This window comes from Acinetobacter sp. AOR41_HL, from assembly GCF_027854645.1.
Taxonomy (GTDB): domain Bacteria; phylum Pseudomonadota; class Gammaproteobacteria; order Pseudomonadales; family Moraxellaceae; genus Acinetobacter; species Acinetobacter nosocomialis.
In genome coordinates this window covers 40,794-65,486 of the sequence record NZ_JAKTHZ010000019.1, presented here as the reverse complement: position 1 = coordinate 65,486, position 24,693 = coordinate 40,794, and the positions used below count along the sequence as shown (strand labels likewise).

Below are 24,693 nucleotides of genomic sequence, written 5' to 3'. Positions count from 1 at the left end.
GCCATACTTTATTATTAATGAGTGCTATAACAACTTTATCAAGTGTTTTTTCTACAAGATTGCAATTTTTTCATAAATTGAGCTCTTTTATTATATGAAATAGGTGGTTTTACATGAAAAGAGATTAGAACTATTAGGTATTTTATAAATCCTTGCTATGACTCAGTTCAAATTTTCTTACTTTGAACTGAGCCGTTGTCTACCCAAAAATTCAATAATTTATCCATCCACTGGTTCAAATGGTGTATTTAAAATTAGCTGATAAAATGCAGCATCTAACCAGTGTCCAAATTTAAAGCCTACCTGTTTAAAAGTACCTGCATGTGTGAACCCGAGTTTTTCGTGGAGCCCAATACTGGCTTGATTTGTCGCATCAATACAACCAATCAATACATGAATCTGAGCCTCTTGAGCCCGCTGAATTAACGCTTGCATTAAAACTTTACTTAAACCACAGCCCCGATGTTCATGATGAATATAGATACTATGCTCAACCGTATACTTATAAGCCGGAAAAGCTCTGAAAGCTCCCCAACTAGCAAATCCTAATAACTTACCTGACTCATCTACAGCCCCGATTACAGGAAAACTATTTCCGGTTTTTACCGAAAACCAAGTTTTCATTGAATCAAGCGAACGCGGTACATAGTCATACAATGCTGTAGAATTAACAATTGCCTCATTTAAAATCTCTAATATAGCTGCCGCATGTTCTGCTTCATTACAATCAATTAAACGAAAATTAGAATCGAGGGAATAGTTCATGAAGATTCCTTAAGAGCAGACACGAGTTGATTAGAGACGACCAAAATATAGCGAGCGACTTGTGATGAATTATTGCTATATATGACGGGTTGATCTAATTGCATAGCTAAGCAATCCCCTTCGCCCAATGCATAAGAGTTTTTGCCCAGTTGAATATCAATTTGCCCTTCAACTACCCACAGTTGCTGTTGTACTACTTTAGAGCTTTCACTAATTTCATACGTAATTCGAGCGTGAGGAGGGAATTCAATTTCAACAATTTGAAATGGTAGTTTTAAATTTGGTGGTGAGACAATACGGCGAACATATCCAGTTTCCGGATCTTGCCACTCAGCTTGTTCATTTCGGCGAATAAATGGTTGAGGAGATGGACTAGTTGTTTCGTTCGTAAAAATTTTAGTTAAAGGTACTTCTAGACCATTGGCTAGTTTTTCAAGAACAACTGCCGTTGGACTCGTTTCCCCTCTTTCAATTAAAGAAATAGCTGAACGGCTAACTTGGCATCGGGCAGCTAGCACATCCAAAGTATATCCACGTGCTAAACGCAGCTCCCTTATTCGATGTGCAATCCTGATGTTGATATCATCCATCGACCAGACCCAATTCCATATTTATAGATAAGTATTCCATTAAACTAGAATTACATCAAGTGATCTTAGACCAATTACGATTAAGGCCCAAAAAGTACCTAACAAAATATACATCAGTAGGGTTAGAAATCGAAAAATAACCATTTATATCAGGATTGGATAAATTACTTATGCAGAACCTTTTTGGCTATGCAACAATACTCTTTAAACTATTTATGTAAGTCTACACATGGCATTGATTATTGGAATTGACCCAGGTTCACGCTTAACAGGTTACGGAATCATTGAAAAAGATGGTAGTAAACTGCGTTTTGTCGATGCTGGTACAATCCGAACGGAAACTCAAGAAATGCCTGAGCGCTTAAAACGTATCTTTGCTGGTGTTGAGCGAATTGTAAAATTTCATGGCCCAACTGAAGCTGCGGTTGAACAAGTTTTTATGGCACAAAATCCGGACTCTGCTTTAAAACTAGGGCAAGCCCGAGGAGCTGCAATAGCCGCCTTAGTTAATTTAGATTTACAAGTTGCAGAATATACAGCCCGACAAATAAAACAATCCGTAGTGGGTTATGGTGCTGCCGATAAAGAGCAAGTACAAATGATGGTCATGCGTTTACTCAACCTAACTATTAAACCTCAAGCCGATGCAGCCGATGCTCTTGCTGCTGCGATTTGCCATGCCCATGCTTCAGGAAGTATGAGTAAACTTTCTGTCTTGAATGCTTTAGGTGGTATGGCACGTGGACGCAGCCGTTCGAGTAGCCGTAGACGTTAAAGCTTTATTGATTATTTACTACTCGAGTAATTGCCTGATTCATTTCATAAGCTTGTAAACCACGTATTCCGTTTTTTGCCAGTTGGTCCCCTGCCTGAGCATGAAGAGTTACAATCTCATGTAATGCAATACCTTTGTGGAACTGGGCTTTTAAGCTTGCGATCATACCCGCTAATATGTCTCCCATGCCGCCAGTTCCCATACCAGCATTACCTTGGGTACAAATATATAACTTATTCTCTAAAATTAAGCTGCCCGCACCTTTCAGCACCCATTGAGCCGCATATTTTTGTTGCAACGCATAAATAGCAGCAATTCGGTCATTTTCAATTTTCGCTGTAGAACAATCCAATAAAGTAGCGGCTTCTCCAGGATGTGGAGTTGCATAAATATGTGCACCCAATTTTTTAGGTTGTTTGGCAAGAAACCATAGTGCATCTGCATCTAATACAACTTCCAAATGTGAGTCATGATTTAAATAATCGAACCACTGTTGATAGATTTGCTGTGCCCATTCATCACGCCCTAAGCCCATGCCAAAACATACTGCATCAACCTGAGATAAAATCTCTTTAATACTGTTTTCATCGAAATTATTAATGTCACGAAGCATAATATTAGGAGCTCTCGACAAAATAGCCTGATGATGGTTTCGGTGACAAACTACCGTAACTTTGCCTGCTCCTGCATGAAAGGCAGCTTCAGCAGCCATAATGACAGCCCCGCCCATTTGCTCATGACCACCTATCACCAAAACATGTCCATAACTTCCCTTATGACCAAAAGCCAAACGTTTAGGAAGTCTGATATGTGTTGGCGTCAAGTAAGCAAGAGGCTTTAGGTCTTGATCTACTGGAATTAAATTAATTAAATGAATTTGCCCCGCATACTCTTTACCTTGGCCTGTAAATAATCCTGCTTTAAGCCCTAAAACAGTAAATGTATAATCAACCCTTACAGCACAAGGTAAGACTCGTCCTGTATTTGCATGTAAGCCACTTGGTATATCAATTGAAATTTTTAACCCAGCTTGCTCGTTAAACTGTTGAATAGAATGTTGCCAATAATCATTTAACTCTCGATTTAAACCAATCCCAAATAACGTATCAATATGACAATCAAATGTTCTGTGTACCTCAAAACCTTGATGTATTTGGACGTGATTTGCCTTAGCAAAATGGGCAGCATGGTGTAAATCGGCTGACTCGCCCAATTCGGCCGCAAATATTTCAACATATAACCCTGCTTCCTTGAGATAACTTGCTATAAAGTAGCCATCACCAGCGTTATTACCTTGTCCACACCAAACAGCTATATTCTTAATATCTTGGTTTTGAAAAAGTACAATGAGTTGTTGAGTGATTGACCAAGCTGCTTGTTGCATTAAGCCTAATGATGAGTTTTGCGCAGCAAACCAACGTTGCTCCCATGCCTGGATATCTTGGCTATGGTAAACTACTGCCTGCATCTTCTTATCCTCTTGCATTTTTCGGTTTTATGACATCTTCCAACACATCACGCATTGCAGTGCAACAAATTGATCCACATGAATTAAAAGCATGGATCAAAGCTCAAGCATTAGACTTGGGTTTTGCTGATTGTGTCATTGCAAAACCAGATGCTCAAGAGCAAATGCCACGTTTTTTAGAGTACCTTGAACGTGGTTATCATGCAGATATGACATACCTAGAAGAAAATTTGGAAAAGCGGGCTGATCCGACTCTATTAGTTCCCGGCACAAAAAGTATTATTTGCGTGCGTATGAATTATTTGGTGGAATCACCAAAGCCAAGATATGTACCTTTTGAACCCAACTCTGCGATTATCGCTCGTTATGCTCGTGGTCGTGATTACCATAAGGTGATGCGTGGCAGATTAAAAACATTAGCTACACGTATACGTGAAAAAGTGGGAGATTTTGAATCTCGCCCTTTTGCAGACTCCGCGCCGATATTTGAAAAATCATTAGCTGAAAGTGCTGGAATGGGCTGGACAGGTAAACATACTTTGCTCATTCATAAAAAGTCAGGTTCTTTCTTTGTCTTAGGTGAACTATTTACATCACTCGACTTACCTTTTGATGAACCTGCAACATCTCACTGTGGTTCTTGTAGTGCTTGTATTGATATTTGCCCAACTCAAGCGATTGTCGAACCTTATATGTTAGATGCTAGACGCTGTATTGCTTATTTAACAATCGAATATAAGGGAATTATTGATGAAGAATTACGTGCAGGTATTGGTAACCGAATATTTGGTTGTGATGACTGTCAATTAATTTGCCCGTGGAATAGCTTTGCTAAGACAGCTTCTATTACTGACTTTAACCCTAGACATGGTTTAGATAATATTAGTCTGCTTGATATCTGGCAGTGGGATGAAGCTACTTTTTTAGCCAATACAGAAGGTAGTCCAATACGACGCACAGGTTATCAGTCATTTAAGCGCAATATTGCTATCGGTTTAGGCAATGCACCGTACTCAAAAGAAATTGTAGATCAGCTACACAAAGGCAAAAATTTACATGACGAAATCGTCAATGTGCATATTGATTGGGCAATTGAACAGCAACTTAATCAACTTCAGCTATCAAATTAAAAAAATGATGTTTTTTGCCCTATAGCTTTAATACGAATTCTGTATGATTATGTACAGTGAATTAATGCCATCATCATGGATATGACAATGACTCTACGTAATGATTGGACTCGTGAAGAAATCCAAGCTCTATATGAACAACCTTTTTTGGATTTAGTTTTTAAGGCTCAGCAAGTACACCGTGAGCACTTCACTGCCAATACAATTCAGGTCAGCACCCTTTTATCGATTAAAACGGGTAAATGTCCTGAAGATTGCAAATATTGCTCTCAATCTGCACATTACGATTCAAAATTAGAAGCAGAAAAACGTATTGCTGTTGAAAAAGTAATTAGCGAAGCAAAAGCTGCAAAAGATTCAGGTTCATCTCGTTTTTGTATGGGTGCTGCTTGGCGTAACCCACATGAACGCGATATGCCATATGTTTTAGAAATGGTACGTGAAGTTAAAGCATTAGGTATGGAAACCTGTATGACATTAGGTATGCTTAACCAATCACAAGCAGAACGCCTAAAAGATGCTGGTTTAGATTATTACAACCATAACTTAGATACTTCTCGTGAGTACTATTCTCACATTATTAGCACACGTACTTTTGATGACCGTTTGAATACTTTGGATTATGTACGCCAAGCAGGTATGAAAGTATGTAGTGGTGGTATTGTTGGTTTGGGTGAAAGCCGTGAAGATCGAATCGGTTTATTACACGAGTTAGCAACCTTACCTATTCACCCAGAATCTGTGCCAATTAACATGCTTGTACCAATTGAAGGTACACCTCTAGCTGATGTTGAAAAACTAGATGTTATTGAATGGATCCGCACTATTGCGGTAGCACGTATTGTTATGCCGCATAGTTATATTCGTTTATCTGCTGGTCGTGAATCTTTAAGTGATTCAGATCAAGCTTTAGCATTTATGGCAGGTGCAAATTCACTGTTTTCGGGTGATAAATTGCTTACCACTCCAAATGCAGGTGAAGGTAAAGACCAAGCATTATTTAACAAACTTGGTTTAACTGCTGAAAAGCCAAAGCCAACTGTTTCTGATTTATCAGTAGATGCAATGAGTGCTTAACAGCATCAAGAATAAAAAAGCCCTGATCATTCAGGGCTTTTTTATTCATACAGAAGTTACTAATATTCCATAAGTAGCATTCAGGAAAGTTCCAACTCGAATAATATCCCTACCTGCTGCATGTGTAACCGATAATTCTTGGCTCAATACATCAAACTGAAAAGATTCAAAAACATCTTGATGGTTTAAAAGCCATAGAATGGTATCTGAAATATTTTCTTCTGCGATATAAGTCAAAGCTTTGTAGTCTTTGCTCATGAATAACTCAAATAAAAAAAACCAAGTAAATTTTATCTGAGATATTCAAAGCTTAAAAGAAATTTCCTTAGGCCGCTTTAGGGTTTACTAATGAGTGACCTGACAATAAGCTATTTAACGCTTTAGGTGAAAACTCTAAAGAAAGTACATGGCTCTTTAAATTAATCGAGTGTCTACTAATCAATGGCAAAAGCCCTTCTTCAGTTTCTAAAACATACTCATCAACAATATTTAAAATACCTTCCAAATTCGTTGTGCTAGATGCTAAGTCATGACTAAAGACATCATAAATTGTTTGTAAGTTAAACGTCGTGTTCTGTTCTGTAGGATGTTTAAGTAAATAGTCCTTTAAGAATAAGACTAATTTATGAGCAAAGAAAAAATAATTCGGTTTATAACTGTATTTCATGCTGTTCATGGAAACAAACTCCAGAAGATCTTTTATTGAATCACAACTAAAACACTAGGAATTAAACCTTAAAAAATTCTTAAAAAAATAATTATGTTTATATAAGATACACAAAATAAATTTATTAATAAAAACAATAAGTTAATCAAACAATATATACATATTTCATAAAGAAAAACTTAACTCAATTAAATTCAATAACTTAAATTAAACTTATTATCAATTTATTTTAAATAAAATAAATTTATTATATTTTACCATGTGGTATAAATTAAAATTACAAATCAATTATTCATTAAAAAACAACCAAACAAAATACATAAAAATATAATGTAATTCTTGTTTTTTAATTTAAAGGTGCTATATTTCCACCGCGTTACTTGATCAGAATAAAAGCACTGAAAAGTAATTAATCTATATTTATAGGATACTTCGGGGAATTCATGAAAAAATTTATTTTTATAGCGGCAGCTTCACTTTTTAATATTACAACAGCACAAGCAGCTGATGGTACGATTACTATTAATGGCCTAGTAACTGATAATACTTGTACGATTGATACAGGTGATAAAAACCTTACAGTGAATTTACCAACAGTATCATCTCAATCTTTAAAAAATGTAGGGGATGTTGCTGGTCGTACACCTTTTCAAATTAATCTAACAAATTGTGCTTCTGCTGGAAAAGTTGCGACTTATTTTGAACCAGGAGCAACGGTTGATTTTAATACTGGACGTTTATTAAACCAAGCCACTTCTGGTGCAGCTGCTAATGTCAATATTCAACTATTAGGAAGCAATAACGCAGTAATTCCTGTACTTGCTAAAGAGGCTTCCGGTGCACAAGATAACTCTCAATGGGTAAATGTTTCTGCTGGTGGTAATGCGGATCTTAATTATTATGCTGAATATTATGCGACTGGTGTATCTACTGCGGGCACTGTAACTTCGCAAGTAAAATACACGATTATTTATCAATAATTTAAAGCCAGCTTCTATTATTAAATAGAAGCTCTATTTCATCTATTATTTATTATTGAGAATATGACTCATGCTTTTTCGTGGTCGTAAATTTTTTTGGGGAATGGCTTGTCTTCAAGCAGTACTTGCTAGTATAGGACATGCTGAAATAATACTGCATGGTACACGCGTAATATATCCATCGGATGCTCGAGAAGTCAGCTTACAACTAAGCAACAATGGTACAACACCCTCACTTGTTCAAGCTTGGATTGATGATGGAAATTCAAAATCGACTCCCGATGAGTCGAATGTACCCTTTATTATTACACCTCCTATTTCAAGAGTCGAACCCACTAAAGGCCAAACCTTACGAATTACTGCACTACCAAGTGCTTCTCAATTAAATCAAAATAAAGAAAGTATTTTCTGGCTTAACGTATTAGATATTCCACCAAAACCAGAAGGGAAAAAACAAGTAAATAATGAACCACTACCTAATAATTTTCTTCAATTAGCAATTCGATCACGAATTAAATTCTTTTATCGGCCAGCAAATTTAAAAGAAAATATTGATACATTTAGTGAAAAAATTCAGTGGGTAAAAAATGGGGAAACATTGCTTATTAAGAATCCTACTCCCTTCTACATTACAATGAGCTCAATTTTTCAAGAAGTAAATCATCAAAAAATAGATTTATTAAAACAAGGTTTAATGCTTTCTCCTTTTTCAGAAGACCAGATAAAACTTAAAAATAGCAATATAACGAATATGAGCTTTGTTTATATAAATGATTACGGCGGGCGAATTGAACAAACAATAAAGTTCTAAGCTTATTTACCTTTTTTGAAATTTAAACACCTATTTATGAATAGGCACAAAGACTATGTCAGAATGGTTCATACCCAGTACATGCTTTAAAAAGCGCACTAGTTATTATCTAGCATTAAGCATAGCGATTAATGTGCCATTAACTGTATATGCATCAGACAATATGAGTGGGCAAAATATACTAAAAGCTGACTTTGATACTAACTTTTTAGTAGGAAACGCACAGAAAATTGACATTGGTCGATTTAAATACGGCAACCCTATTTTACCTGGTGAATATAGTCTGGATGTATATATTAATGGCCAATGGCTAGGTAAACGAAAGTTTCTTTTTAAAACTACAAATTCGAATGAAAATGCAAAAACCTGTTTTACAGCAGATATGCTTTTAGAATATGGCGTTAAAACAGAAATTCTTCATCGGGAAGCCAATAATTTACCTACCTGTAATGATCTAGAAAAATGGGTTAATGATGCTTTTTATCAATTTGATACCTCCCGTCTGAGACTTGATATTTCGATCCCTCAGGTTGCTTTGCAAAAAAATGCTCAAGGATACGTTGACCCACGTTTATGGGATCGGGGTATAAACGCTGCTTTTTTTGCATACAATGCTTCTGCATATCGTATTGTAAGTAATGACCATGAAATAAATCATGCTTTTATGGGTACAAACGTCGGGATAAATCTCTATGACTGGCAATTACGCCATAGTGGGCAGTGGAAATGGCAAGATCATAACGAAATTCCCAAAAAGACTTCTTCCTATACATCAAACAATACATATGCCCAAAAAGCATTTCCTAAGTTTAATAGTGTCGTTACTTTAGGTGATTACTTTACCAATAGTAATTTTTTTGATGCCTTACCTTATCGCGGAATTAACGTAGCAAGTGATGATCGCATGCTGCCTAACAGCATGCTTGGATATGCGCCACAAATTCGGGGTTATGCAAAGACTAATGCAAAAGTTGAAGTGCGCCAACAGGGAAATTTAATTTATCAAACTACTGTTACTCCTGGAAGTTTTGAAATTAATGATCTTTATCCGACAGGTTTTGGTGGTGAACTACAAGTTTCTATATACGAGACGAATGGAGAGATTCAAAAGTTCTCTATTCCCTATGCTTCTGTAGTAGAGATGCTTCGCCCAAAGATGAGTCGTTATTCTTTTACTCTAGGACAATTTAGAGATGCTAATATCAATTTAAATCCATGGCTAGTACAAGGTAAATATCAACGAGGCATTAATAACTATTTAACAAGTTATACTGGGTTTCAGGCAACCGAACACTACCAGTCTTTTCTGATAGGTAGCGCATTTGCAACTCCAATTGGTGCAATTGCAGTTGATGCAACTCAATCGAAAGCTAATTTTGATCAAAAACCAACACTAAAAGGGCAAAGTTACCGTTTAAGTTATAATCGACTATTTACGCCAACGAATACAAATTTAACTTTAGCAACCTACCGATACTCGACCGAAAATTATTTGAAATTAAGAGATTCAATTTTAATTCAAGATTTACAACAACGAAATATTGATAGTTTTTTTGTGGGAAAACAAAAAAGTGAATTTCAGATCACATTAAATCAAAGTCTTCCAAATCAATGGGGCAATTTTTATTTAGTGGGTTCATGGATTAATTACTGGAATCAGCCTAATCGCAATCAACAATTTCAATTTGGTTATAGTAATCAATTTAAAGATTTGACTTACAGCATTTCTGCAATTACTCATGAGCTTGATCTGGAAAATCAACGGACTAGTCACGAAACGCAGTATTTATTGTCTTTGTCTTTTCCACTCAAATTTAAGAAAAACACAATTAATTTTAATAGCTCTATTTCTGAAGACAGCAAAACTGTAGGGATGAGTGGTTATATCGGAAACCGCTTTGATTATGGCACGTCCGTTTCATACCTAGATCAAGGACAAAGCAGTGTAAATATTAATGGTACCTATCGTAGTAATTACACAACTATAGGTGCGTCATTTAGCCAATCCGATGCATATCAGCAGGAAATGATCAATTTAAATGGAAGTGTGGTTGCTCATTCTCAAGGGCTTTTATTTGGACCAGATCAAGTGCAAACCATGGTATTGGTCTATGCCCCCGAAGCCACAGGTGCCCGAGTCGGCAATACATCTGGACTAAACATTAATAAACATGGTTATGCTGTAATCCCTTATGTTACGCCATATCGCTTAAATGACATTAGCCTTGACCCTCAAGGGATGCCATCAAATGTTGAACTTTCAGAAACAAGTCACCGTATTGCACCTTATGCAGGATCAATAACCAGAGTCAATTTCTCCACAAAAACGGGCTATGCACTTTTTATTAGTACTCAAACTGCTAATGGTGGTTACCTACCATTTGCTGCACAAGTGTTTAACCAGAATAACGAAGTAGTTGGAATGGTAGCCCAAGGTAGTCGTATTTATTTACGTACGCCCCTGTCTCATGATCATCTTTATGTGAAGTGGGGAGAAAGTAATACCGAAGAATGTCAACTTGAATATGACATTCAATCAAAAATCTCACAGGAAAAACAATCAATTATTATGACAGAGGCAATCTGCAAATGAAAAAAATACTTATTCAGAGTGGTTTATTAATCACTAATTTCTTTATTTACAACCAAGCAAATGCAAACTGTACTTTAAGTAAAGGTTTTACTACTGTTGATATTCCAATAACGATTGGCACCATTGTGGTTCGTCCAAATGATCCAGTAGGCACAGTTTTACAAAAGAATACTTTTACCATTTCACCCAATAATTCTACTGCAACGTGTAACCGCCCTGGTGACCAAATTATAGCGGCTCTACCTCTAAATTATCCAATTAGTCCAATAGGCAATAATGTTTACGCCACAAATATACCGGGTATAGGCATTCGAATTTACCGTGAGGCAACGGACTCTTCGAACTCTTCTGGTTATTACCCTTATAAGCTTACATTGACGCCTCATACAGCATATACACTTTCGCCAGGCTATATTGTTTTGGAAGTGATTAAAACTGCTGCCACTACTGGTTCTGGTGCATTAGTGGCTGGCCGTTATAGTACTTACTATGTAACAGGTCAACAAAATCGCCCCTTCTTAACGACTACAGTATTAGGTAGTTCACCTATTCTCATTGCATCATCATCTTGTGAAATTCAAAATGGCGTAGATACGGTTGTTGAACTTCCGACTGTGACAAAATCAGGCTTTCGAGCTATCGGAACAACTCAAGGTGAGAAAAACTTTAACCTATCCATTCTTTTTAATGGTGGCGAGAATAACTCCGGTATACCTACAAGTAACACATTGAGTTTAAGCTTTGACTACAATTCCGATGCTGCAAACAGTCAGGTTATTAGTAATAGTGCTGCTGAATCAACTAAAGCGAACGGTGTTGGTGTAGAACTTCTATGGAATATGAATGGTGCAAATAGTACGATTCAAAAAGGAAATAAACTAGGTATTGGTACTATAGGCTCCAACCAAACAGTTCAATATGATGTGCCATTAACTGCACGTTACTACCAAACTGCTGCCAATGTAACGGCGGGAGAAGTCAAAGCTAATGCCACCGTCACGATTCAATATGATTAGAGGCAATTTCATTCTTTCTGACTACTGAATCTTAAGAAGAGGTAGTTAGATAAGTTGAAGAATAAAGTTATTTGACTAATTTTTAACTAATACTAAAAGAATCATTTTTTGATATAAATTATTTTTTAAATTTTACTAATAAATAAATTAAAAAAATGCTCATAAGCGAATAAAGCCAATGAGCATTAGTGATAACCACTTAACCTGAAATACAAATTGTGGGAAATAGATCACAATTTGCATGACTATAATTTCAAAATTTAGCTTAAATATCAAGTCTTTTTTTTAACAAAAGTTTGATAAAACTATTTAACCAGTTAATTTTAAACAAAAATTAATTAAAAATAAAATTTAGAATCCCTATTCTACAGACTTTCTAAAGAATTATCATTCGATTAATTAAGAAAATATGAATTTTATATAGATTAATGTGCAGTAAAATTAAAAAGTCGTTTAGGTAGAATGTTTGAGTTAAAGCCCCTAACTTCAAATTATGTAATTCTCTGAACTATAAAGCTTTACATAACCTATAAGAAAAAAAACATAAACAAATCGGGAAATATTCTTCAATTACAGCCTAAATCCCAGTTTTTATTACAAAACAGCATGCTTATTTTTTGGAAAATCTTTTGTATTTTATTATTAAGTTTAGGGGCTTTCGGAGTTGGTTTAGGTATTAGTCATTTAGATTTTTTCTTATTTTTTATTGGGATACTTTTTCTGTTGTGTTTTTTTCTAGCCTTAAAGCAAGCGCGTGAAGATGCAGGGATTTTTCCCGATGAATAAAAATCTCTTTAATTTAATAGGTAGATAAGAAAAAAACAGAGTTAAACAAAATTTAAAATTAAACTCTAAATGGTTCAAAACAATTTAAAAGAAAATCCATCACCACTCTTACCACAGGACTACTCCTTAGATCTTCATGAATGACCAACCAAATTTCAGCGCTCATCGGGTCATTATCTGGTAATTTTATCAAATTGCCTTGTTGGCCTAAAAAGTCAGGTAGTACGGCTAAACCTACTCCGCCGCATGCAGCTCTCCATTGCAACTCAGGATGATTAGTAACCATTAGTGCGGCTTTATTATTCAATTTCTCTTTTAATTTTTGTTGTTTCTGTCCATGTACACCACCGACCTCCACACTAATCCACTCATAATTTTCTTGATTCGTTGAAGCCAAATAACTTGGAGTAGCATATATTCCAAAAGGGATTTCTCCGACTTTACGAGCAACTAAATATTCATCTTTAGGGCGCCCAAACCTTACAGCAATGTCAGCCTCTCTATGCTGCAAAGATACATAATGAACATCTCCAAGTACTCGTAGTTTTAGTTGTGGATAATGATGATAAAACTTTCCGAGATGAGGCATGATTAGATGAGCGGCGGTTAACGGAGGCATACTAATAGAAACAGTCCCCGTAACCTCCTGCTGTCCAGCCAGAGCAAGCCTCTCAATAGAAAACGTCTCTTCCATCATACGTGCCACTACTTGGGCAAGCTGCTCGCCTTCAGATGTTAAAACGTAAGTGCGAGGTCTACGATCAACTAATTTTAATTTTAAGCTCTGTTCTAACTGAGCAATTCTTCTTGCAACAGTGGCATGGTCAACCCTTAACTTTCTTGCCGCAGCTGAAAGTGATTTTTCTTCAGAAAAAACTGAAAAATAATGTAAATTTTCCCAATCTATCATTGTGCAAATTTTCACATTAGAGATGAATTAATATGGAATTGTACACCTTTAAGTGATTACTCAGAATAGAGACATTCTTTTTCGGAGCCCTATCATGAATAAAATGGTGGTTTATGCTTACACAGGTGTTGTAATAACGATGCTTTTTTGGGGCTCAGCATTTAATGCGATGTCTTATATTATCCAATCGATGCCTCCTCTTTCGGCAGCAGCTGAGCGTTTTACGCTTGCAAGCCTTGCTCTATTTATTATTTTTGCGGCCATGGGAAAATTACGTTGGGCTACTTTTCAGCAGAATTTATTTATCTATCTTATTATTGGAATTATAGGGATTGCTGGTTTTAATATAGGTTGTTTCTATGGCTTGCAAACAACATCGGCAGTCAATGGTGCCTTAATCATGGCAACCACACCATTGATCACTCTACTGCTAGCAATTTTACTTGATGGAGAAAAATTAACACTTCCTAAATTTATCGGAGTTGTATTTGGTTTAAGTGGTGTGCTTTTCGTTATTAGCCATGGGCATATTTCCACGTTACTTCATTTAAAAATAGCAATTGGTGACTTTTATATCTTACTTGGTGGTATCAGTTTTTGTTTAGCCAATGTGTTATCACGCCGGTATGTAAAAAATGCTACGCCTCTAGAAACTACAACGTTCTCTATGCTGTTCGGTGCTTTGACTCTAATCATACTAAGTCTAATTTTCGAGCACCCATTTAAAGCAGTTGTTATGGCGCCTATTACTGCACACTTAGCTATGGGATACGTCATTATTTGCTCTACTATGATTGCTTATTTATTTTGGTTTAACGGCATTCAAAAACTAGGCGCAGGTAGAGCATCAATCTTTTTTAACTTTGTTCCAGTTTTTAGTATGTTAGTTGCAATGTTAGCTGGTCAAACACTTAATATCTGGCAAATTATAGGTACTGCTTTAGTTATGCTAGGCGTGCTAAGTAGTAGCGGCTTTATTCAAATTAAACGCCGTCCTGCACTTATAACCAAGCCTTGTACTAAATAGTGATCACACAAATTCATCTTAATTATTGCGTTGTAACAAACAATGTATGTTTCTTTAAAACTTAACAAATGGCTGCCATATATAGTTTTAAAAACACAACAAGGAGAAATTAAGATGAATTTGGATTTTACAACAATCGAAAAACAGGCCCAATTGCTCAAAGAAGAGCAAGAGAAATTAGAACAGAAAGATCATGATTTTCAGTTAGCTTTAGACAAGCACCGAGAAGCATTAAAAGACTTATTTAAAGAACTGTTTCACGATCGAGAAATTAAAACAGAAAAAGGAGGTCAATTTTGTGTCATATTTGGTGATTTTAAAATTTCTTTATTGATTGAAACAGCCAAATTTGAAAATGGTGTGCCCGTTAAATTAAACTCTGTGAACCCAATTATCGTTAAATTTAAGAAAGATAAACCAGTTGCCAAAGCTCAATTTTCCGATGCGACGCAATATCTAGATAGTGCATTTCAAACACCGCATTATCAGTACTACTATAAGCACGATGATAAAACCCAATTAGTTCAATTTTCGGAGTTACCCGTATTTTTTCAAGCCATTCTTGATGCTGAAGTCTAATTATCTGCCCTCATTAGAGGGCTTTTTTTATAGATTTTATTTACCGCTCACTTTCTCATCTTTATAAAAACACTCACCTCACCAGTCTACTGTTCTCACTACATCTAAATTTATGAGTACAAAAAATTAAAGCAATGATTTACCGAAACCATTGCTTCTTTTTGAAATAACTTGTATATACATGTTTATATTTGTTTGTACAAAATGGATTCTAATAAAAGAAAAGCTCTTAAAGGATAAGGAGAGTGTTATGGACTCATCAACTGGAACATCGAAAAGTGGGTTTGTTGAAAACCGAAGTATTGACTTTATTCCTGAAAATGAAAGGCATGGCAGTATATTCGCCCAATTTACACTTTGGTTTGGTGCCAATTTACAGATTACAGCTATTGTCACGGGTGCATTAGCTGTCGTATTAGGTGGTGATGTATTTTGGTCAATCATTGGCTTATTTATTGGACAATGCTTTGGTGCTGCTGTCATGGCCTTGCATGCAGCTCAGGGACCCAAACTTGGCCTTCCCCAAATGATTTCCAGTCGGGTTCAATTTGGAGTGTATGGTGCATGTATTCCCATTATTCTGGTTTGCCTCATGTATATTGGCTTTACCGCAACTGGTGAAGTACTCGCTGGTAAAGCAATTGCACACCTTGCACAAGTCAGTAATACAACAGGTATTTTAATCTATGCTTGTTTTATTATTTTATTTGCAACTATTGGCTATCGCTTAATTCACTGGGTAGGAAAAGTCGCAAGTGTCATAGGTTTAATAGCTTTTATTATTATCCTTACTCAAATTTTAGCTCTCTCGAATATTTCAGAATTGCTTGCTGTACGCCATTTTAGCTGGCCATCTTTTTTATTGGCAGTTTCTCTTTCTGCTTCTTGGCAAATTTCATTCGGACCTTATGTAGCAGATTATTCTCGTTATTTACCTACAAAGACCTCTTCAAATCGGGTGTTTTGGGCAGTTGGCCTTGGGTCTTTAGTCGGCTCACAAATTTCTATGACACTTGGTGTATTGATTGCTCAAGTATCAAATGGTGGTTTTGTCGGTAATGAAGTTCAGTATGTTGTAGGTATGAATCCAATCGCTCTTGTGATTACTTTCTTATATTTTAGTATTGCATTTGGAAAGGTCACTTTATCCACACTCAATGCTTATGGCAGTTTTATGTGTATAGCGACCATTTGGAATAGCTTTAAACCAACTGGACAGATTTCAAAACTGACCCGACTTGTTATTGTTCTTGCAATGGTTCTGATCTCGACATTTATTGCAGTTGTAGGTGAACACACCTTCTTAAGTGCATTCAAAGCTTTTATTTTATTTCTTCTGACATTTTTCATTCCTTGGAGTGCAATTAATTTAGTTGATTATTATTTTATTTCTAAAGAAGAATGTGATGTAGACGCACTATATAACCCAAATGGTAGATATGGGCGCTGGAACCCCATTGGTATAGCTTGTTATTTTATTGGCATATTACTTCAACTGCCCTTTATCGATAGCAAATTTTACAAAGGCCAAATTGCCGAAATGTTAGGTGGAATTGATTTATCCTGGTTAGTTGGATTGTTATCGACTGCACTTTTATATTATGTGCTGGCAAAAAGAGCTCAAACAAAGATTTCAAAAAATCTTGAGCTTGAACAAATCAAATAGTTTTGCAAGAGATATCAAAGTTAACTCAACAATACTTTGATATCTCTTTAAAATTTTCTTCTATTCTTGAACAGTATTTACCTGTGCAGAAGCAGGTAATCCGAATAATTTATCGAATGTCCAGTTAAATATAAATGTATAAATTGGAATGATAATAATAAAGGCAACATCTAACCAAAATGCCGCAACAAGAGAAATATCCATCCACCATGCAATCAGCGGAATTAAGAACATCACTAAAGTGATTTGAAAACCGATCGCATGCGCGATTCTACGTTTAACAGTGCGTGACTTATTCTCTTGTTGTGCTTCCCATTTTTCGTAAAGAATGTTGTAAATAAAATTCCATGTTACCGCAATTGTCGTAATCATGACTGAGAGCGGTCCCGTGTGCTCTACACTATCTCCAGCCAAAAGAGCTAAACCTACTGATGAAATCACCATTCCAATAATTTCATATGAGGACACATAAACAATACGACGCTTTAAACCTTGCATAACCAATCATCTTCTCTTACTTCTTTTTATTTTAGTTTCAGTTAAAATCACATATAAAGTTAACAGCTTTCAGTTTCACTGATATCAAAATGAATTTTAATAGCGAAAATATAGAGCTTTTCTTAAGTGTACTTGATACTGGATCTTTCTCGGCAGCGGCACGTAAGTTAAATCGAGTACCCTCCGCCGTGAGCATGGCTGTTGCCAATATTGAGGCAGAACTTGGTTACCTTTTGTTTGAACGTACTCACCGTAAAGTCATTCCTACTTCAGCGGCTTTAGCATTAGAGCCCCAAGCACGTATTATTGCTGAGCAGCTTAGGTTATTAAGTACCCATGCCTATGAGCTTTCGCTAGGACTTGAAAGTAAATTAAAAATTGGTGTTGTTTTAGATGCAAATACCAATTTACTTTTTAAAGCGATAAAAAAACTGGCTGATAAATTTCCCTTACTTAATGTAGAGATTATTACAGCCCCCCAAGACGATATTCTAAATTTGCTCTATACAGAAAATATTAACCTTTGTCTGGCAGGTTCTGATCTCAATATAAAAATGCGTGAAAGCTTACAATTAGTGATGAATGAAACTCTAGTTGCTACAATTTCTGTTCATCACCCACTTTTAAAACAAAATGATAAGTTAATCTCTATTGAAGAATTAATTAATGTTCGACAAATTGTAGTTGCAAGTAGTGAATTAAACATACAGGATTCACGTTCAATTGTTGGAGCAATGTACTGGAAAACCAATAGTTTACAGACCGCGATTAATATGGTTGAGGCTGGTTTAGGATGGGGGAATTTTCCTTTATCTTTGGTAAAAGAAAAAATTGAACAAGGACATTTAGTTCAACTAGATTTTAAAAATACAAAAAATCATTTACCTCTATCTATCTATCTCATCTGGCTCCAAGATAAACCATTATCAAAAGCAGCAAGAGAACTTGTTCAAATGATTCAAGCAAATTTATCTCATGCTGTTTATTAAAAACCGCCCTATAGGCGGTTTTTAGTGCTTATTTAGATTTATCAGCTTCAGCTTTATCATTTTTATGCTTATAACAATAGCCAAACATTGCACCTGCGCTGAAGAAAAACATTGCTTTTAACATGATGACACTCCTATGCCTCGTTTAGTGAAAATTAAACTTAGCATTTAGGTGTGTTTCACTTTGACTACTATTTAAATCAGTTTTGTTCATAATGAAAATTTACGTGTCAATCTTTTTCAATTTATTAAAAAACACAAAAAAACTATTTATTTGATTCTATTAGATTAATTTTTTAAGAGATTTAGGTCTTAGTTATCCTTTAAAAACAAAGCAAAAAGCCTATTCATAGCGAATAGGCTTCTTACTGTATTTCAGGACTAAGCAATAATAATAATTATCAAAAATACTCCACTACTGTATAAATTCCAAGTGTTTTAGTCAAGTATAAAATTCATCAATTACAAATAGTTGCAGGAAGTGTGAAAGAATATTCATTCTGTGTTTTACTGATAAAACTTACTGTAAAGTTATACTAATTTTAGAACCGGTCGTAGTCTTATTTTTTAATTTGCGAACTTCAAAATTCTTATAGATTGATAGTAATAGATTTAATAAATTTATCTCTATATGAACCCAGAATAACTTGTTCTAGTCTATTCATTCTATTACGCATATCTTGAAAGTGAACCACATTGTTAGATTCTAATATTTTCTCTTTCTCGTCTGCCTTTCTAATAAATAGTGGTTTATCACTTAAATTATCTTCAAAAAATTTAAATGTTCTCCGTAAATCTTGAAAAGTAAAAGAGATATTACACTGCCCTTCTATTTTTTTTCGGAATTTTGAAATATTAACAATATGGCCAGTTTTAGACTTCACAGATGGGAACACCCATTCTTCATTAATTTTCATTTTACGGTTTTTCATTAGATGCCAAAGAAAATCACCCATATAAAGTTTATAGCACTCATTATTATAAGTATTTATAAAAGAAAGACTTCCTTCATCTAAGTCTAGATCTTCCCAACGTAAGCTTTCACACTCATTTCTAAAAAGTCCTGTTAAAACAAGTGTTAATAAAAAGTCCTTATTTGTTTCATTTTCTTGGCCCCGACCTTCATATTCAATAATTGCGTGTACCCATTTTTCTAAATTTTCTCTATGAATGTAGTTACTTCGACTTGAAACTGCTCGCCAACGTTGTTTTGAATTTAAAAAATTAACTGGGTTCATCGCAGATATGATGAGCTCTTTACTTCTGTCTTGATAATACTTAACCGAAAAACGATAAATAGCTCGAAGTACTCGCATAGATAAGTTCGCTTTGGCATAACTAATTTTAGATAATTGAATATACTTATCTTCAACCATCTGTTCAGTAATATCAGTAAGTTTAAGCTCCCTCCAATCCATTAAGTATTTTTCTATGACATCTCTATAATCAACTAGTGTTCTGTCTTTTAGTTTGTGTTGATTGATATATGCTTGAAAAGCTTCATCGAGACTAGGCTGGTTAATTTTCTTATCTAAATTATTTTTTAATATTTTATTATTTTCGCTAATTAAATAATTGTTTTCAGTTAAATCTTTTAACTTCTGCTGAGCAAGTATACGAGCTTCTTCAAGAGTAATTTTTTCGTAATCTCCTAATTTACAACGTATTGCTCTACCTTTTACTTTCTTTTCTACAATATAGGTTTTATATGAATTATTTACACGAATAGCAAAACCAATAATCTCACTGTCTCTATAAATTGCTGGAATGAGTTTAAGTTGATCGATAAATGACTTAGTTAGCTTTACTCGTGAAGTGCTCATAAGCTAGAATCCCTAGCGCTTGTGATAATTAACAATATAGCAAAATATTTTTCAGGTCTACTGCACACCTACTTTTGAAAAATACTTGTGTTTAATAAAAAAATTGATTAGTATTGCAGGCACTGAAAAGCCTTGAGATTAAAAGCTTTTCTTATTTATAGGGCCTATAGCTCAGTTGGTTAGAGCAGCGGACTCATAATCCGTTGGTCCACAGTTCAAGTCTGTGTGGGCCCACCAAATACAAACCCCAAAAACTATAAGTTTTTGGGGTTCTTTAATTTTAGACATACAGTCGAATATCACTACATTATTCAAAAATTGTTCGATTAAACTTAAAAAAATCTTTTCCTATTTCCATATTTTTAAACGTTCCTTTTAATATTTTGATTATTATTAATTATTAACTTAATTATTTGATCTATTTTTAGGCTAAATTTTGTTGAGGCATTGATTTCGAGTTTTCCATTTGAACATCCCAAAACTTTTTCCATAAATCACAGTATTCGAGACATAAGTTTTCTAAACGAATATAGTCTTCTTCTGTACAAGCTTGCATCAAAATAAACCAAAGGTCTTCTTCATGGTCATCATCTGCTGCCTCAGCAGTTTTGTCTTCAGAGACGCCATGAACATGGTAATATCCACCACCCTCAACCTCTATACCAACAGCACTTGTTGCTCTACGTAAAGGTGGACTATATAAAATAACTTCTTCTTCAGCTACTGCCAATAAAGCTGAAACAGCTTTATAGTCGTTATAAGAGTTTTCTAAAAACTCTCTCACTTGATGTGCAATGCTGGTCGGTTTATAACTTCGGCGTTCTTCCTCTGTTACGCCAAAATCATTAAGCACATCTTCGAATAATGGATAATGGGCATATTCAGGGTTTCCCTGATAGTAACCATCTCGATCGGCTCCAGGACGGAATCCAAACTCATCAAATATATTCAGGCTTAAAAGAAAACGCGGGAACATCTTTGCACCGGCATGCAATCTCGGCTCTAACTGCTTAGTTTGATACTGAGCCATTAATAAAGCATCTGTAAATGTTTGTACGATTGCATGACGATACTCTAAATGAATACGCTTTAAATTTTCTTTATTAATTTCTCCGTTATTTAAAGTTTCAATTGCAGGATGATGAGATACTGGATGCTGCGCAATCTTCGCTCTTAATTGAGTTAAAAAGTTAAGATTTTTATCCCAAAGTTCAGCTGAAATGCTTTGCTTCATCCCTGCGAGTGCCTTTTTCCTAGGATTATTAAAGTTCTCAAATTTTTTAGGCATAATCCACTCTCGTTAAACTTATTAAAGTTTTTTGGTTTTCCATATTTTATTTTAAAAACAAAGAGTTATACCAAAAATAAAACTCCTTTTATCAAAAATCCATATTAGAATTAAAATCATACGAAATCAAATAGAATATTTAAAAAAAGTTAAAAATAATGCCTATTATTTTTATAATATTAACTTGAATCAAATTATGTTTTTGATTATGATCAAATTGATTAAAAATTTAAAATCTATGTAAAGTAATAATTAGTTTTAACTAAATGGAATAGTAATGTCAAAAAAAGAAGATATTATAAATACTGCTTTGGATCTTTTTAACCAAATTGGTTATAACGCTACAGGCGTAGATAAAATTATTGCTGAATCGAATGTAGCCAAGATGACTTTCTATAAATACTTTCCCTCTAAAGAAAGTTTAATTATGGAGTGTCTGCATCATCGAAATATTAATATACAAAATTCAATTTATGAAAAATTAAGTTTACATCCAGATGCTGAGCCGCTTGAAAGAATACATCTTATTTTTAACTGGTATATTGACTGGATTAATAGCGAAAACTTTAACGGTTGCTTGTTTAAGAAGGCATTTATTGAAGTATCTAAACAATACACTTCAATTCGTGAACCATTTCAAGAATATACAAATTGGCTTATCAATTTACTCAATAGTTTATTAGTAGAGTTAGATATTAAAGACCCTACTCCACTTACTCATATCATCATCTCGATTATTGATGGGATTATTATTGATGGAACCATTGATAAAGATTTGATTGATCCTGTAAAAAAATGGAGATATATCGAGTATTTAATTAAAACCGAGAATTCATAGTATTTTTAATATATAAAAAATTACTTTAAATTGATTTATTATATATTTTTCTATTACGGATTTAAAATATAATATTAATAAATATAAATTTTATTAAATATTTCAATTTAAAAATTAAAATAAATAAAGTTTAACATGTTGATAATTTTCTACCCTTTTAGACCAACTCATATTAGAATTCCGCAACCTTATTGTCTCCCACGTCTCTATGAAAAAGTTTTTAGGCAATTCTATCTTCAAAGCAGTTGGTTGGACCTATGATGTAGATCCTACAATTCTTGAAAAAAAACAAGTAATTATTGGGTTCGAGCACACTTCTAACCTTGATGCGATCTTATCAATCGCTCTGTTTCAAATCTTAGATTTAAAAATTCATACGCTAATTAAAAAAGAGCTTTTTAAAGGCCCAATGAAGCCCATACTTGAAAATCTAGGCGGTATTCCGGTAGACCGTAAAGCAAGTAAAGATATTGTTTCTCAAATGGTCGAAAAATTTCAAAGTAATGATACCTTCAATCTAGTCATTGCTCCTGAAGCAACTCGTGCAAAAGATGGATCTGAGCGCAAACCTATTCGTACAGGTTTCTGGCATATTGCAAAAGCTGCGAATGTTCCAATTGTACTGATGTATGCAAATGCAAGAACAAAGAAAGGTGGCATTTTAGGTAAAATTTACCCTTCAGATTTGCAAAAAGATCTTGAAACAATTAAAGAACTTTATGCGCAATATGATATTGATGTGAAGATTAACTAATTTGTTCTGTAAGCGCTTTTAAGACTAATTTTTTACTTAAATTTACGCCTTCTAAGCGTTGCTAATTGGTTAACAAAACATAGGACAACAGTTTTCAAGAAAACCATGCCTATGATAATATTCTGTCACTTTTGCATTTTTTAATTTTTGGAGTTCACTTCCATGGCGGGTCATTCTAAATGGGCCAATATTAAGCATCGTAAAGCTAAACAAGATGCAAGTCGCGGTAAAGTTTTTACTAAATATATTCGTGAAATTGTGACTGCTGCCAGACTTGGTGGTGGAGATGCTGCTAGCAACCCTCGCCTTCGTGCTGTTGTCGAAAAAGCACTTTCAGTCAACATGACACGTGACACCATTAACCGTGCAATCCAACGCGGTGTGGGTGGTGAAGACAATGACGATTTAAAAGAAGTAACTTACGAAGGTTATGGCGTTGGTGGTGTTGCTGTCCTTATTGAAACAATGACAGATAACCTCAACCGTACAGTTCCAGATGTACGTCACTGTTTCAGTAAAACAAATGGTAACTTAGGAACTGCGGGTTCTGTATCTTATCTATTTACTAAACGTGGTGAAATTACTTTTGAAGATGTTTCTTTAGAAGACAAAATCATGGAAGTAGCTTTAGAAGCAGGTGCAGAAGATATTGAAGTTTCAGAAGATGAAATTTTAGTAATTACTTCACCAGAGACTTTTGGTGAAGTTCAAGATGCTCTTGCTGCCGCAGGTTTAAAATCTGATAATGCAGAAGTTGTGATGAGTCCATCAACAAAAGCTGAAATTACAGATATTGACCAAGCAAAACAAATTCTTAAAATGATTGATATGTTTGAAGATCTTGATGATGTACAAAACGTTTATACAAACGTTGAATTCTCGGAAGAAGTTTTAGCTCAATTAGATGCTTAAACCAAACATTGAAATTAAAAACGCACCAATTGGTGCGTTTTTTTATAGTTTATTTAATAAGTTATAACAGTTAAATACATTGTACTCTTTGATGACAAAGCTCGAATGTAGAGCGACTACATTGTCAATTTTACCAATGCGTCTTAATAAAATTTCGCTATAGTCATCCATATTGCGCGCCACTAATTCAAGAATGAAGTCAGCACTTTGACCCGTAACTAAAAATGCATTTGTAACTTCAGGAATGGCTTCAATTTCAGAAAGAAATTTATCGAAGGTTTCACTATCATGTTTACTTAAAGAGACTTGTAGCAAAATATGCAAAGTAAACCCTAGTTTGCTAAAGTTAATTTCTCTTTTAAGCTGCCCCATGATATTAGCTTCAATCAAATGCTTAATACGGCGATGGACAGAGCTAACTGAAAGATTAATCCGTTCTGAGAGCTCATTCAAATTCAGGTCTTCATGAGACAAAATTTCCAGAATTTGTTTATCAAAACGGTCAAGCTCCATCCTTTTCTCCAAATAGCATTTTATATAACTTAACAGTATATCCTAAAGCCAAGCCCACTTTAAAAATCAAACCCGATTAAAAGTAGGAATAAGCTTTACTTTAATATCTTGAATCAAGTCTGTGCCTGTTAACTGTGCAGTAGCATGGCATTTATAGCGCATTTGAAATCGCTATAGCGTTATATTTTTTCAATGTTTCACTTAGCACATCAGCAAAAGTATATCTTATTTCAAAAAT

General features: G+C 34.7%; 25 protein-coding genes and 1 tRNA gene. 16 read left to right on the top strand and 10 right to left on the bottom strand.

The features are described 5' to 3' along the window. Positions 1 to 219 precede the first annotated feature (219 nt). Together MKL35_RS06070 and MKL35_RS06065 are read right to left on the bottom strand one after the other, a co-directional pair. Positions 220 to 765 carry a GNAT family N-acetyltransferase gene (locus tag MKL35_RS06070; RefSeq protein ID WP_032011270.1) on the bottom strand — a complete coding sequence of 182 codons (546 nt, stop codon included), beginning with the start codon at positions 763 to 765 and terminating at the stop codon, positions 220 to 222. Next, positions 762 to 1,355, bottom strand: a complete 594-nt coding sequence (locus tag MKL35_RS06065) for a helix-turn-helix domain-containing protein (protein ID WP_016805413.1) — start codon at positions 1,353 to 1,355, stop codon at positions 762 to 764. The genes MKL35_RS06070 and MKL35_RS06065 overlap by 4 nt, the downstream gene beginning before the upstream one ends. A gap of 229 nt (positions 1,356 to 1,584) precedes the next feature. On the opposite strand from MKL35_RS06065, the gene ruvC reads away from it, so the two are divergent. After that, positions 1,585 to 2,130, top strand: coding sequence for a crossover junction endodeoxyribonuclease RuvC (gene ruvC, locus MKL35_RS06060; protein ID WP_002050094.1), 546 nt, complete (start codon positions 1,585 to 1,587; stop codon positions 2,128 to 2,130). A gap of 4 nt (positions 2,131 to 2,134) precedes the next feature. On the opposite strand, the gene MKL35_RS06055 is transcribed toward ruvC, so the two are convergent. Further along, complete coding sequence (locus MKL35_RS06055; protein WP_032011273.1) at positions 2,135 to 3,598, bottom strand: bifunctional ADP-dependent NAD(P)H-hydrate dehydratase/NAD(P)H-hydrate epimerase; 1,464 nt, start codon at positions 3,596 to 3,598, stop codon at positions 2,135 to 2,137. Between the two features lie 29 nt (positions 3,599 to 3,627). Here MKL35_RS06055 and queG point away from each other — a divergent pair, with 29 nt between their 5' ends. Further along, a complete protein-coding gene (gene queG / locus MKL35_RS06050; RefSeq protein ID WP_002049834.1) occupies positions 3,628 to 4,728 on the top strand; it encodes a tRNA epoxyqueuosine(34) reductase QueG in 1,101 nt (366 codons plus the stop codon). An 87-nt stretch (positions 4,729 to 4,815) separates the two neighbouring features. After that, positions 4,816 to 5,805, top strand: a complete 990-nt coding sequence (gene bioB / locus MKL35_RS06045) for a biotin synthase BioB (RefSeq protein ID WP_002049782.1) — start codon at positions 4,816 to 4,818, stop codon at positions 5,803 to 5,805. A gap of 45 nt (positions 5,806 to 5,850) precedes the next feature. On the opposite strand, the gene MKL35_RS06040 is transcribed toward bioB, so the two are convergent. Together MKL35_RS06040 and MKL35_RS06035 are read right to left on the bottom strand one after the other, a co-directional pair. Further along, on the bottom strand, positions 5,851 to 6,063 hold the full coding sequence (locus MKL35_RS06040; protein ID WP_270913120.1) for a hypothetical protein: 213 nt from the start codon (positions 6,061 to 6,063) through the stop codon (positions 5,851 to 5,853). A 67-nt stretch (positions 6,064 to 6,130) separates the two neighbouring features. Continuing rightward, positions 6,131 to 6,481, bottom strand: coding sequence for a hypothetical protein (locus tag MKL35_RS06035; protein ID WP_002049957.1), 351 nt, complete (start codon positions 6,479 to 6,481; stop codon positions 6,131 to 6,133). A 434-nt stretch (positions 6,482 to 6,915) separates the two neighbouring features. Here MKL35_RS06035 and MKL35_RS06030 point away from each other — a divergent pair, with 434 nt between their 5' ends. The 5 genes from MKL35_RS06030 to MKL35_RS06010 all read left to right on the top strand — a co-directional run bounded on the left by MKL35_RS06030 (position 6,916) and on the right by MKL35_RS06010 (position 12,658). Next, a complete protein-coding gene (locus MKL35_RS06030) occupies positions 6,916 to 7,452 on the top strand; it encodes a fimbrial protein (protein ID WP_032011277.1) in 537 nt (178 codons plus the stop codon). A gap of 70 nt (positions 7,453 to 7,522) precedes the next feature. After that, the gene (locus MKL35_RS06025; RefSeq protein WP_004709188.1) at positions 7,523 to 8,263 is read left to right on the top strand and encodes a fimbrial biogenesis chaperone; all 741 of its coding nucleotides are present in this window, start codon (positions 7,523 to 7,525) and stop codon (positions 8,261 to 8,263) included. 55 nt (positions 8,264 to 8,318) lie between these two features. Beyond that, on the top strand, positions 8,319 to 10,856 hold the full coding sequence (locus tag MKL35_RS06020; protein WP_032011279.1) for a fimbria/pilus outer membrane usher protein: 2,538 nt from the start codon (positions 8,319 to 8,321) through the stop codon (positions 10,854 to 10,856). Continuing rightward, the gene (locus MKL35_RS06015; protein WP_032011280.1) at positions 10,853 to 11,872 is read left to right on the top strand and encodes a fimbrial protein; all 1,020 of its coding nucleotides are present in this window, start codon (positions 10,853 to 10,855) and stop codon (positions 11,870 to 11,872) included. Before MKL35_RS06020 ends, MKL35_RS06015 begins: the two co-directional genes overlap by 4 nt. Before the next feature lie 606 nt (positions 11,873 to 12,478). Next, on the top strand, positions 12,479 to 12,658 hold the full coding sequence (locus tag MKL35_RS06010) for a hypothetical protein (RefSeq protein WP_002049890.1): 180 nt from the start codon (positions 12,479 to 12,481) through the stop codon (positions 12,656 to 12,658). A gap of 58 nt (positions 12,659 to 12,716) precedes the next feature. On the opposite strand, the gene MKL35_RS06005 is transcribed toward MKL35_RS06010, so the two are convergent. After that, positions 12,717 to 13,568 carry a LysR family transcriptional regulator gene (locus tag MKL35_RS06005; RefSeq protein ID WP_032011282.1) on the bottom strand — a complete coding sequence of 284 codons (852 nt, stop codon included), beginning with the start codon at positions 13,566 to 13,568 and terminating at the stop codon, positions 12,717 to 12,719. 94 nt (positions 13,569 to 13,662) lie between these two features. Between MKL35_RS06005 and MKL35_RS06000 the strand changes: the two genes are divergently transcribed. The 3 genes from MKL35_RS06000 to MKL35_RS05990 all read left to right on the top strand — a co-directional run bounded on the left by MKL35_RS06000 (position 13,663) and on the right by MKL35_RS05990 (position 16,840). Continuing rightward, the gene (locus tag MKL35_RS06000; protein ID WP_032011284.1) at positions 13,663 to 14,595 is read left to right on the top strand and encodes a DMT family transporter; all 933 of its coding nucleotides are present in this window, start codon (positions 13,663 to 13,665) and stop codon (positions 14,593 to 14,595) included. A 114-nt stretch (positions 14,596 to 14,709) separates the two neighbouring features. After that, on the top strand, positions 14,710 to 15,174 hold the full coding sequence (locus MKL35_RS05995) for a hypothetical protein (protein ID WP_002049801.1): 465 nt from the start codon (positions 14,710 to 14,712) through the stop codon (positions 15,172 to 15,174). A gap of 250 nt (positions 15,175 to 15,424) precedes the next feature. Next, positions 15,425 to 16,840 carry a purine-cytosine permease family protein gene (locus tag MKL35_RS05990; protein WP_032011286.1) on the top strand — a complete coding sequence of 472 codons (1,416 nt, stop codon included), beginning with the start codon at positions 15,425 to 15,427 and terminating at the stop codon, positions 16,838 to 16,840. A gap of 60 nt (positions 16,841 to 16,900) precedes the next feature. Here the strand turns inward: MKL35_RS05990 and MKL35_RS05985 are convergent, their stop codons facing one another. Next, a complete protein-coding gene (locus tag MKL35_RS05985; RefSeq protein WP_032011287.1) occupies positions 16,901 to 17,338 on the bottom strand; it encodes a PACE efflux transporter in 438 nt (145 codons plus the stop codon). An 89-nt stretch (positions 17,339 to 17,427) separates the two neighbouring features. On the opposite strand from MKL35_RS05985, the gene MKL35_RS05980 reads away from it, so the two are divergent. Then, the gene (locus tag MKL35_RS05980) at positions 17,428 to 18,327 is read left to right on the top strand and encodes a LysR family transcriptional regulator (protein ID WP_209796252.1); all 900 of its coding nucleotides are present in this window, start codon (positions 17,428 to 17,430) and stop codon (positions 18,325 to 18,327) included. A 590-nt stretch (positions 18,328 to 18,917) separates the two neighbouring features. On the opposite strand, the gene MKL35_RS05975 is transcribed toward MKL35_RS05980, so the two are convergent. Next, the gene (locus MKL35_RS05975; RefSeq protein ID WP_106479499.1) at positions 18,918 to 20,150 is read right to left on the bottom strand and encodes an integrase family protein; all 1,233 of its coding nucleotides are present in this window, start codon (positions 20,148 to 20,150) and stop codon (positions 18,918 to 18,920) included. Between the two features lie 160 nt (positions 20,151 to 20,310). Between MKL35_RS05975 and MKL35_RS05970 the strand changes: the two genes are divergently transcribed. Then, positions 20,311 to 20,387: transfer RNA gene (locus tag MKL35_RS05970), tRNA-Ile, on the top strand. A gap of 187 nt (positions 20,388 to 20,574) precedes the next feature. Here the strand turns inward: MKL35_RS05970 and MKL35_RS05965 are convergent. Continuing rightward, positions 20,575 to 21,438, bottom strand: a complete 864-nt coding sequence (locus MKL35_RS05965) for a hypothetical protein (protein ID WP_004887549.1) — start codon at positions 21,436 to 21,438, stop codon at positions 20,575 to 20,577. A 277-nt stretch (positions 21,439 to 21,715) separates the two neighbouring features. Here MKL35_RS05965 and MKL35_RS05960 point away from each other — a divergent pair, with 277 nt between their 5' ends. From MKL35_RS05960 to MKL35_RS05950, 3 genes are all read left to right on the top strand, one after another. Further along, the gene (locus MKL35_RS05960; RefSeq protein WP_032011965.1) at positions 21,716 to 22,276 is read left to right on the top strand and encodes a TetR/AcrR family transcriptional regulator; all 561 of its coding nucleotides are present in this window, start codon (positions 21,716 to 21,718) and stop codon (positions 22,274 to 22,276) included. Between the two features lie 208 nt (positions 22,277 to 22,484). Beyond that, positions 22,485 to 23,030, top strand: a complete 546-nt coding sequence (locus tag MKL35_RS05955; RefSeq protein WP_004887551.1) for a 1-acyl-sn-glycerol-3-phosphate acyltransferase — start codon at positions 22,485 to 22,487, stop codon at positions 23,028 to 23,030. A gap of 162 nt (positions 23,031 to 23,192) precedes the next feature. Then, on the top strand, positions 23,193 to 23,942 hold the full coding sequence (locus tag MKL35_RS05950; RefSeq protein ID WP_002050219.1) for a YebC/PmpR family DNA-binding transcriptional regulator: 750 nt from the start codon (positions 23,193 to 23,195) through the stop codon (positions 23,940 to 23,942). Positions 23,943 to 23,984: 42 nt separating this feature from the next. On the opposite strand, the gene MKL35_RS05945 is transcribed toward MKL35_RS05950, so the two are convergent. Next, complete coding sequence (locus MKL35_RS05945; RefSeq protein WP_002050132.1) at positions 23,985 to 24,455, bottom strand: Lrp/AsnC family transcriptional regulator; 471 nt, start codon at positions 24,453 to 24,455, stop codon at positions 23,985 to 23,987. Positions 24,456 to 24,693: the final 238 nt, after the last annotated feature.

Excerpts from the sequence above, each read along its gene's own strand:
- MKL35_RS06070 (WP_032011270.1), bottom strand. The coding sequence starts at position 765 with ATGAACTATTCCCTCGATTCTAATTTTCGTTTAATTGATTGTAATGAA.
- MKL35_RS06065 (WP_016805413.1), bottom strand. The coding sequence starts at position 1,355 with ATGGATGATATCAACATCAGGATTGCACATCGAATAAGGGAGCTGCGT.
- ruvC (WP_002050094.1), top strand. The coding sequence starts at position 1,585 with ATGGCATTGATTATTGGAATTGACCCAGGTTCACGCTTAACAGGTTAC.
- MKL35_RS06055 (WP_032011273.1), bottom strand. The coding sequence starts at position 3,598 with ATGCAGGCAGTAGTTTACCATAGCCAAGATATCCAGGCATGGGAGCAA.
- queG (WP_002049834.1), top strand. The coding sequence starts at position 3,628 with ATGACATCTTCCAACACATCACGCATTGCAGTGCAACAAATTGATCCA.
- bioB (WP_002049782.1), top strand. The coding sequence starts at position 4,816 with ATGACTCTACGTAATGATTGGACTCGTGAAGAAATCCAAGCTCTATAT.
- MKL35_RS06040 (WP_270913120.1), bottom strand. The coding sequence starts at position 6,063 with ATGAGCAAAGACTACAAAGCTTTGACTTATATCGCAGAAGAAAATATT.
- MKL35_RS06035 (WP_002049957.1), bottom strand. The coding sequence starts at position 6,481 with ATGAACAGCATGAAATACAGTTATAAACCGAATTATTTTTTCTTTGCT.
- MKL35_RS06030 (WP_032011277.1), top strand. The coding sequence starts at position 6,916 with ATGAAAAAATTTATTTTTATAGCGGCAGCTTCACTTTTTAATATTACA.
- MKL35_RS06025 (WP_004709188.1), top strand. The coding sequence starts at position 7,523 with ATGCTTTTTCGTGGTCGTAAATTTTTTTGGGGAATGGCTTGTCTTCAA.
- MKL35_RS06020 (WP_032011279.1), top strand. The coding sequence starts at position 8,319 with ATGTCAGAATGGTTCATACCCAGTACATGCTTTAAAAAGCGCACTAGT.
- MKL35_RS06015 (WP_032011280.1), top strand. The coding sequence starts at position 10,853 with ATGAAAAAAATACTTATTCAGAGTGGTTTATTAATCACTAATTTCTTT.
- MKL35_RS06010 (WP_002049890.1), top strand. The coding sequence starts at position 12,479 with ATGCTTATTTTTTGGAAAATCTTTTGTATTTTATTATTAAGTTTAGGG.
- MKL35_RS06005 (WP_032011282.1), bottom strand. The coding sequence starts at position 13,568 with ATGATAGATTGGGAAAATTTACATTATTTTTCAGTTTTTTCTGAAGAA.
- MKL35_RS06000 (WP_032011284.1), top strand. The coding sequence starts at position 13,663 with ATGAATAAAATGGTGGTTTATGCTTACACAGGTGTTGTAATAACGATG.
- MKL35_RS05995 (WP_002049801.1), top strand. The coding sequence starts at position 14,710 with ATGAATTTGGATTTTACAACAATCGAAAAACAGGCCCAATTGCTCAAA.
- MKL35_RS05990 (WP_032011286.1), top strand. The coding sequence starts at position 15,425 with ATGGACTCATCAACTGGAACATCGAAAAGTGGGTTTGTTGAAAACCGA.
- MKL35_RS05985 (WP_032011287.1), bottom strand. The coding sequence starts at position 17,338 with ATGCAAGGTTTAAAGCGTCGTATTGTTTATGTGTCCTCATATGAAATT.
- MKL35_RS05980 (WP_209796252.1), top strand. The coding sequence starts at position 17,428 with ATGAATTTTAATAGCGAAAATATAGAGCTTTTCTTAAGTGTACTTGAT.
- MKL35_RS05975 (WP_106479499.1), bottom strand. The coding sequence starts at position 20,150 with ATGAGCACTTCACGAGTAAAGCTAACTAAGTCATTTATCGATCAACTT.
- MKL35_RS05965 (WP_004887549.1), bottom strand. The coding sequence starts at position 21,438 with ATGCCTAAAAAATTTGAGAACTTTAATAATCCTAGGAAAAAGGCACTC.
- MKL35_RS05960 (WP_032011965.1), top strand. The coding sequence starts at position 21,716 with ATGTCAAAAAAAGAAGATATTATAAATACTGCTTTGGATCTTTTTAAC.
- MKL35_RS05955 (WP_004887551.1), top strand. The coding sequence starts at position 22,485 with ATGAAAAAGTTTTTAGGCAATTCTATCTTCAAAGCAGTTGGTTGGACC.
- MKL35_RS05950 (WP_002050219.1), top strand. The coding sequence starts at position 23,193 with ATGGCGGGTCATTCTAAATGGGCCAATATTAAGCATCGTAAAGCTAAA.
- MKL35_RS05945 (WP_002050132.1), bottom strand. The coding sequence starts at position 24,455 with ATGGAGCTTGACCGTTTTGATAAACAAATTCTGGAAATTTTGTCTCAT.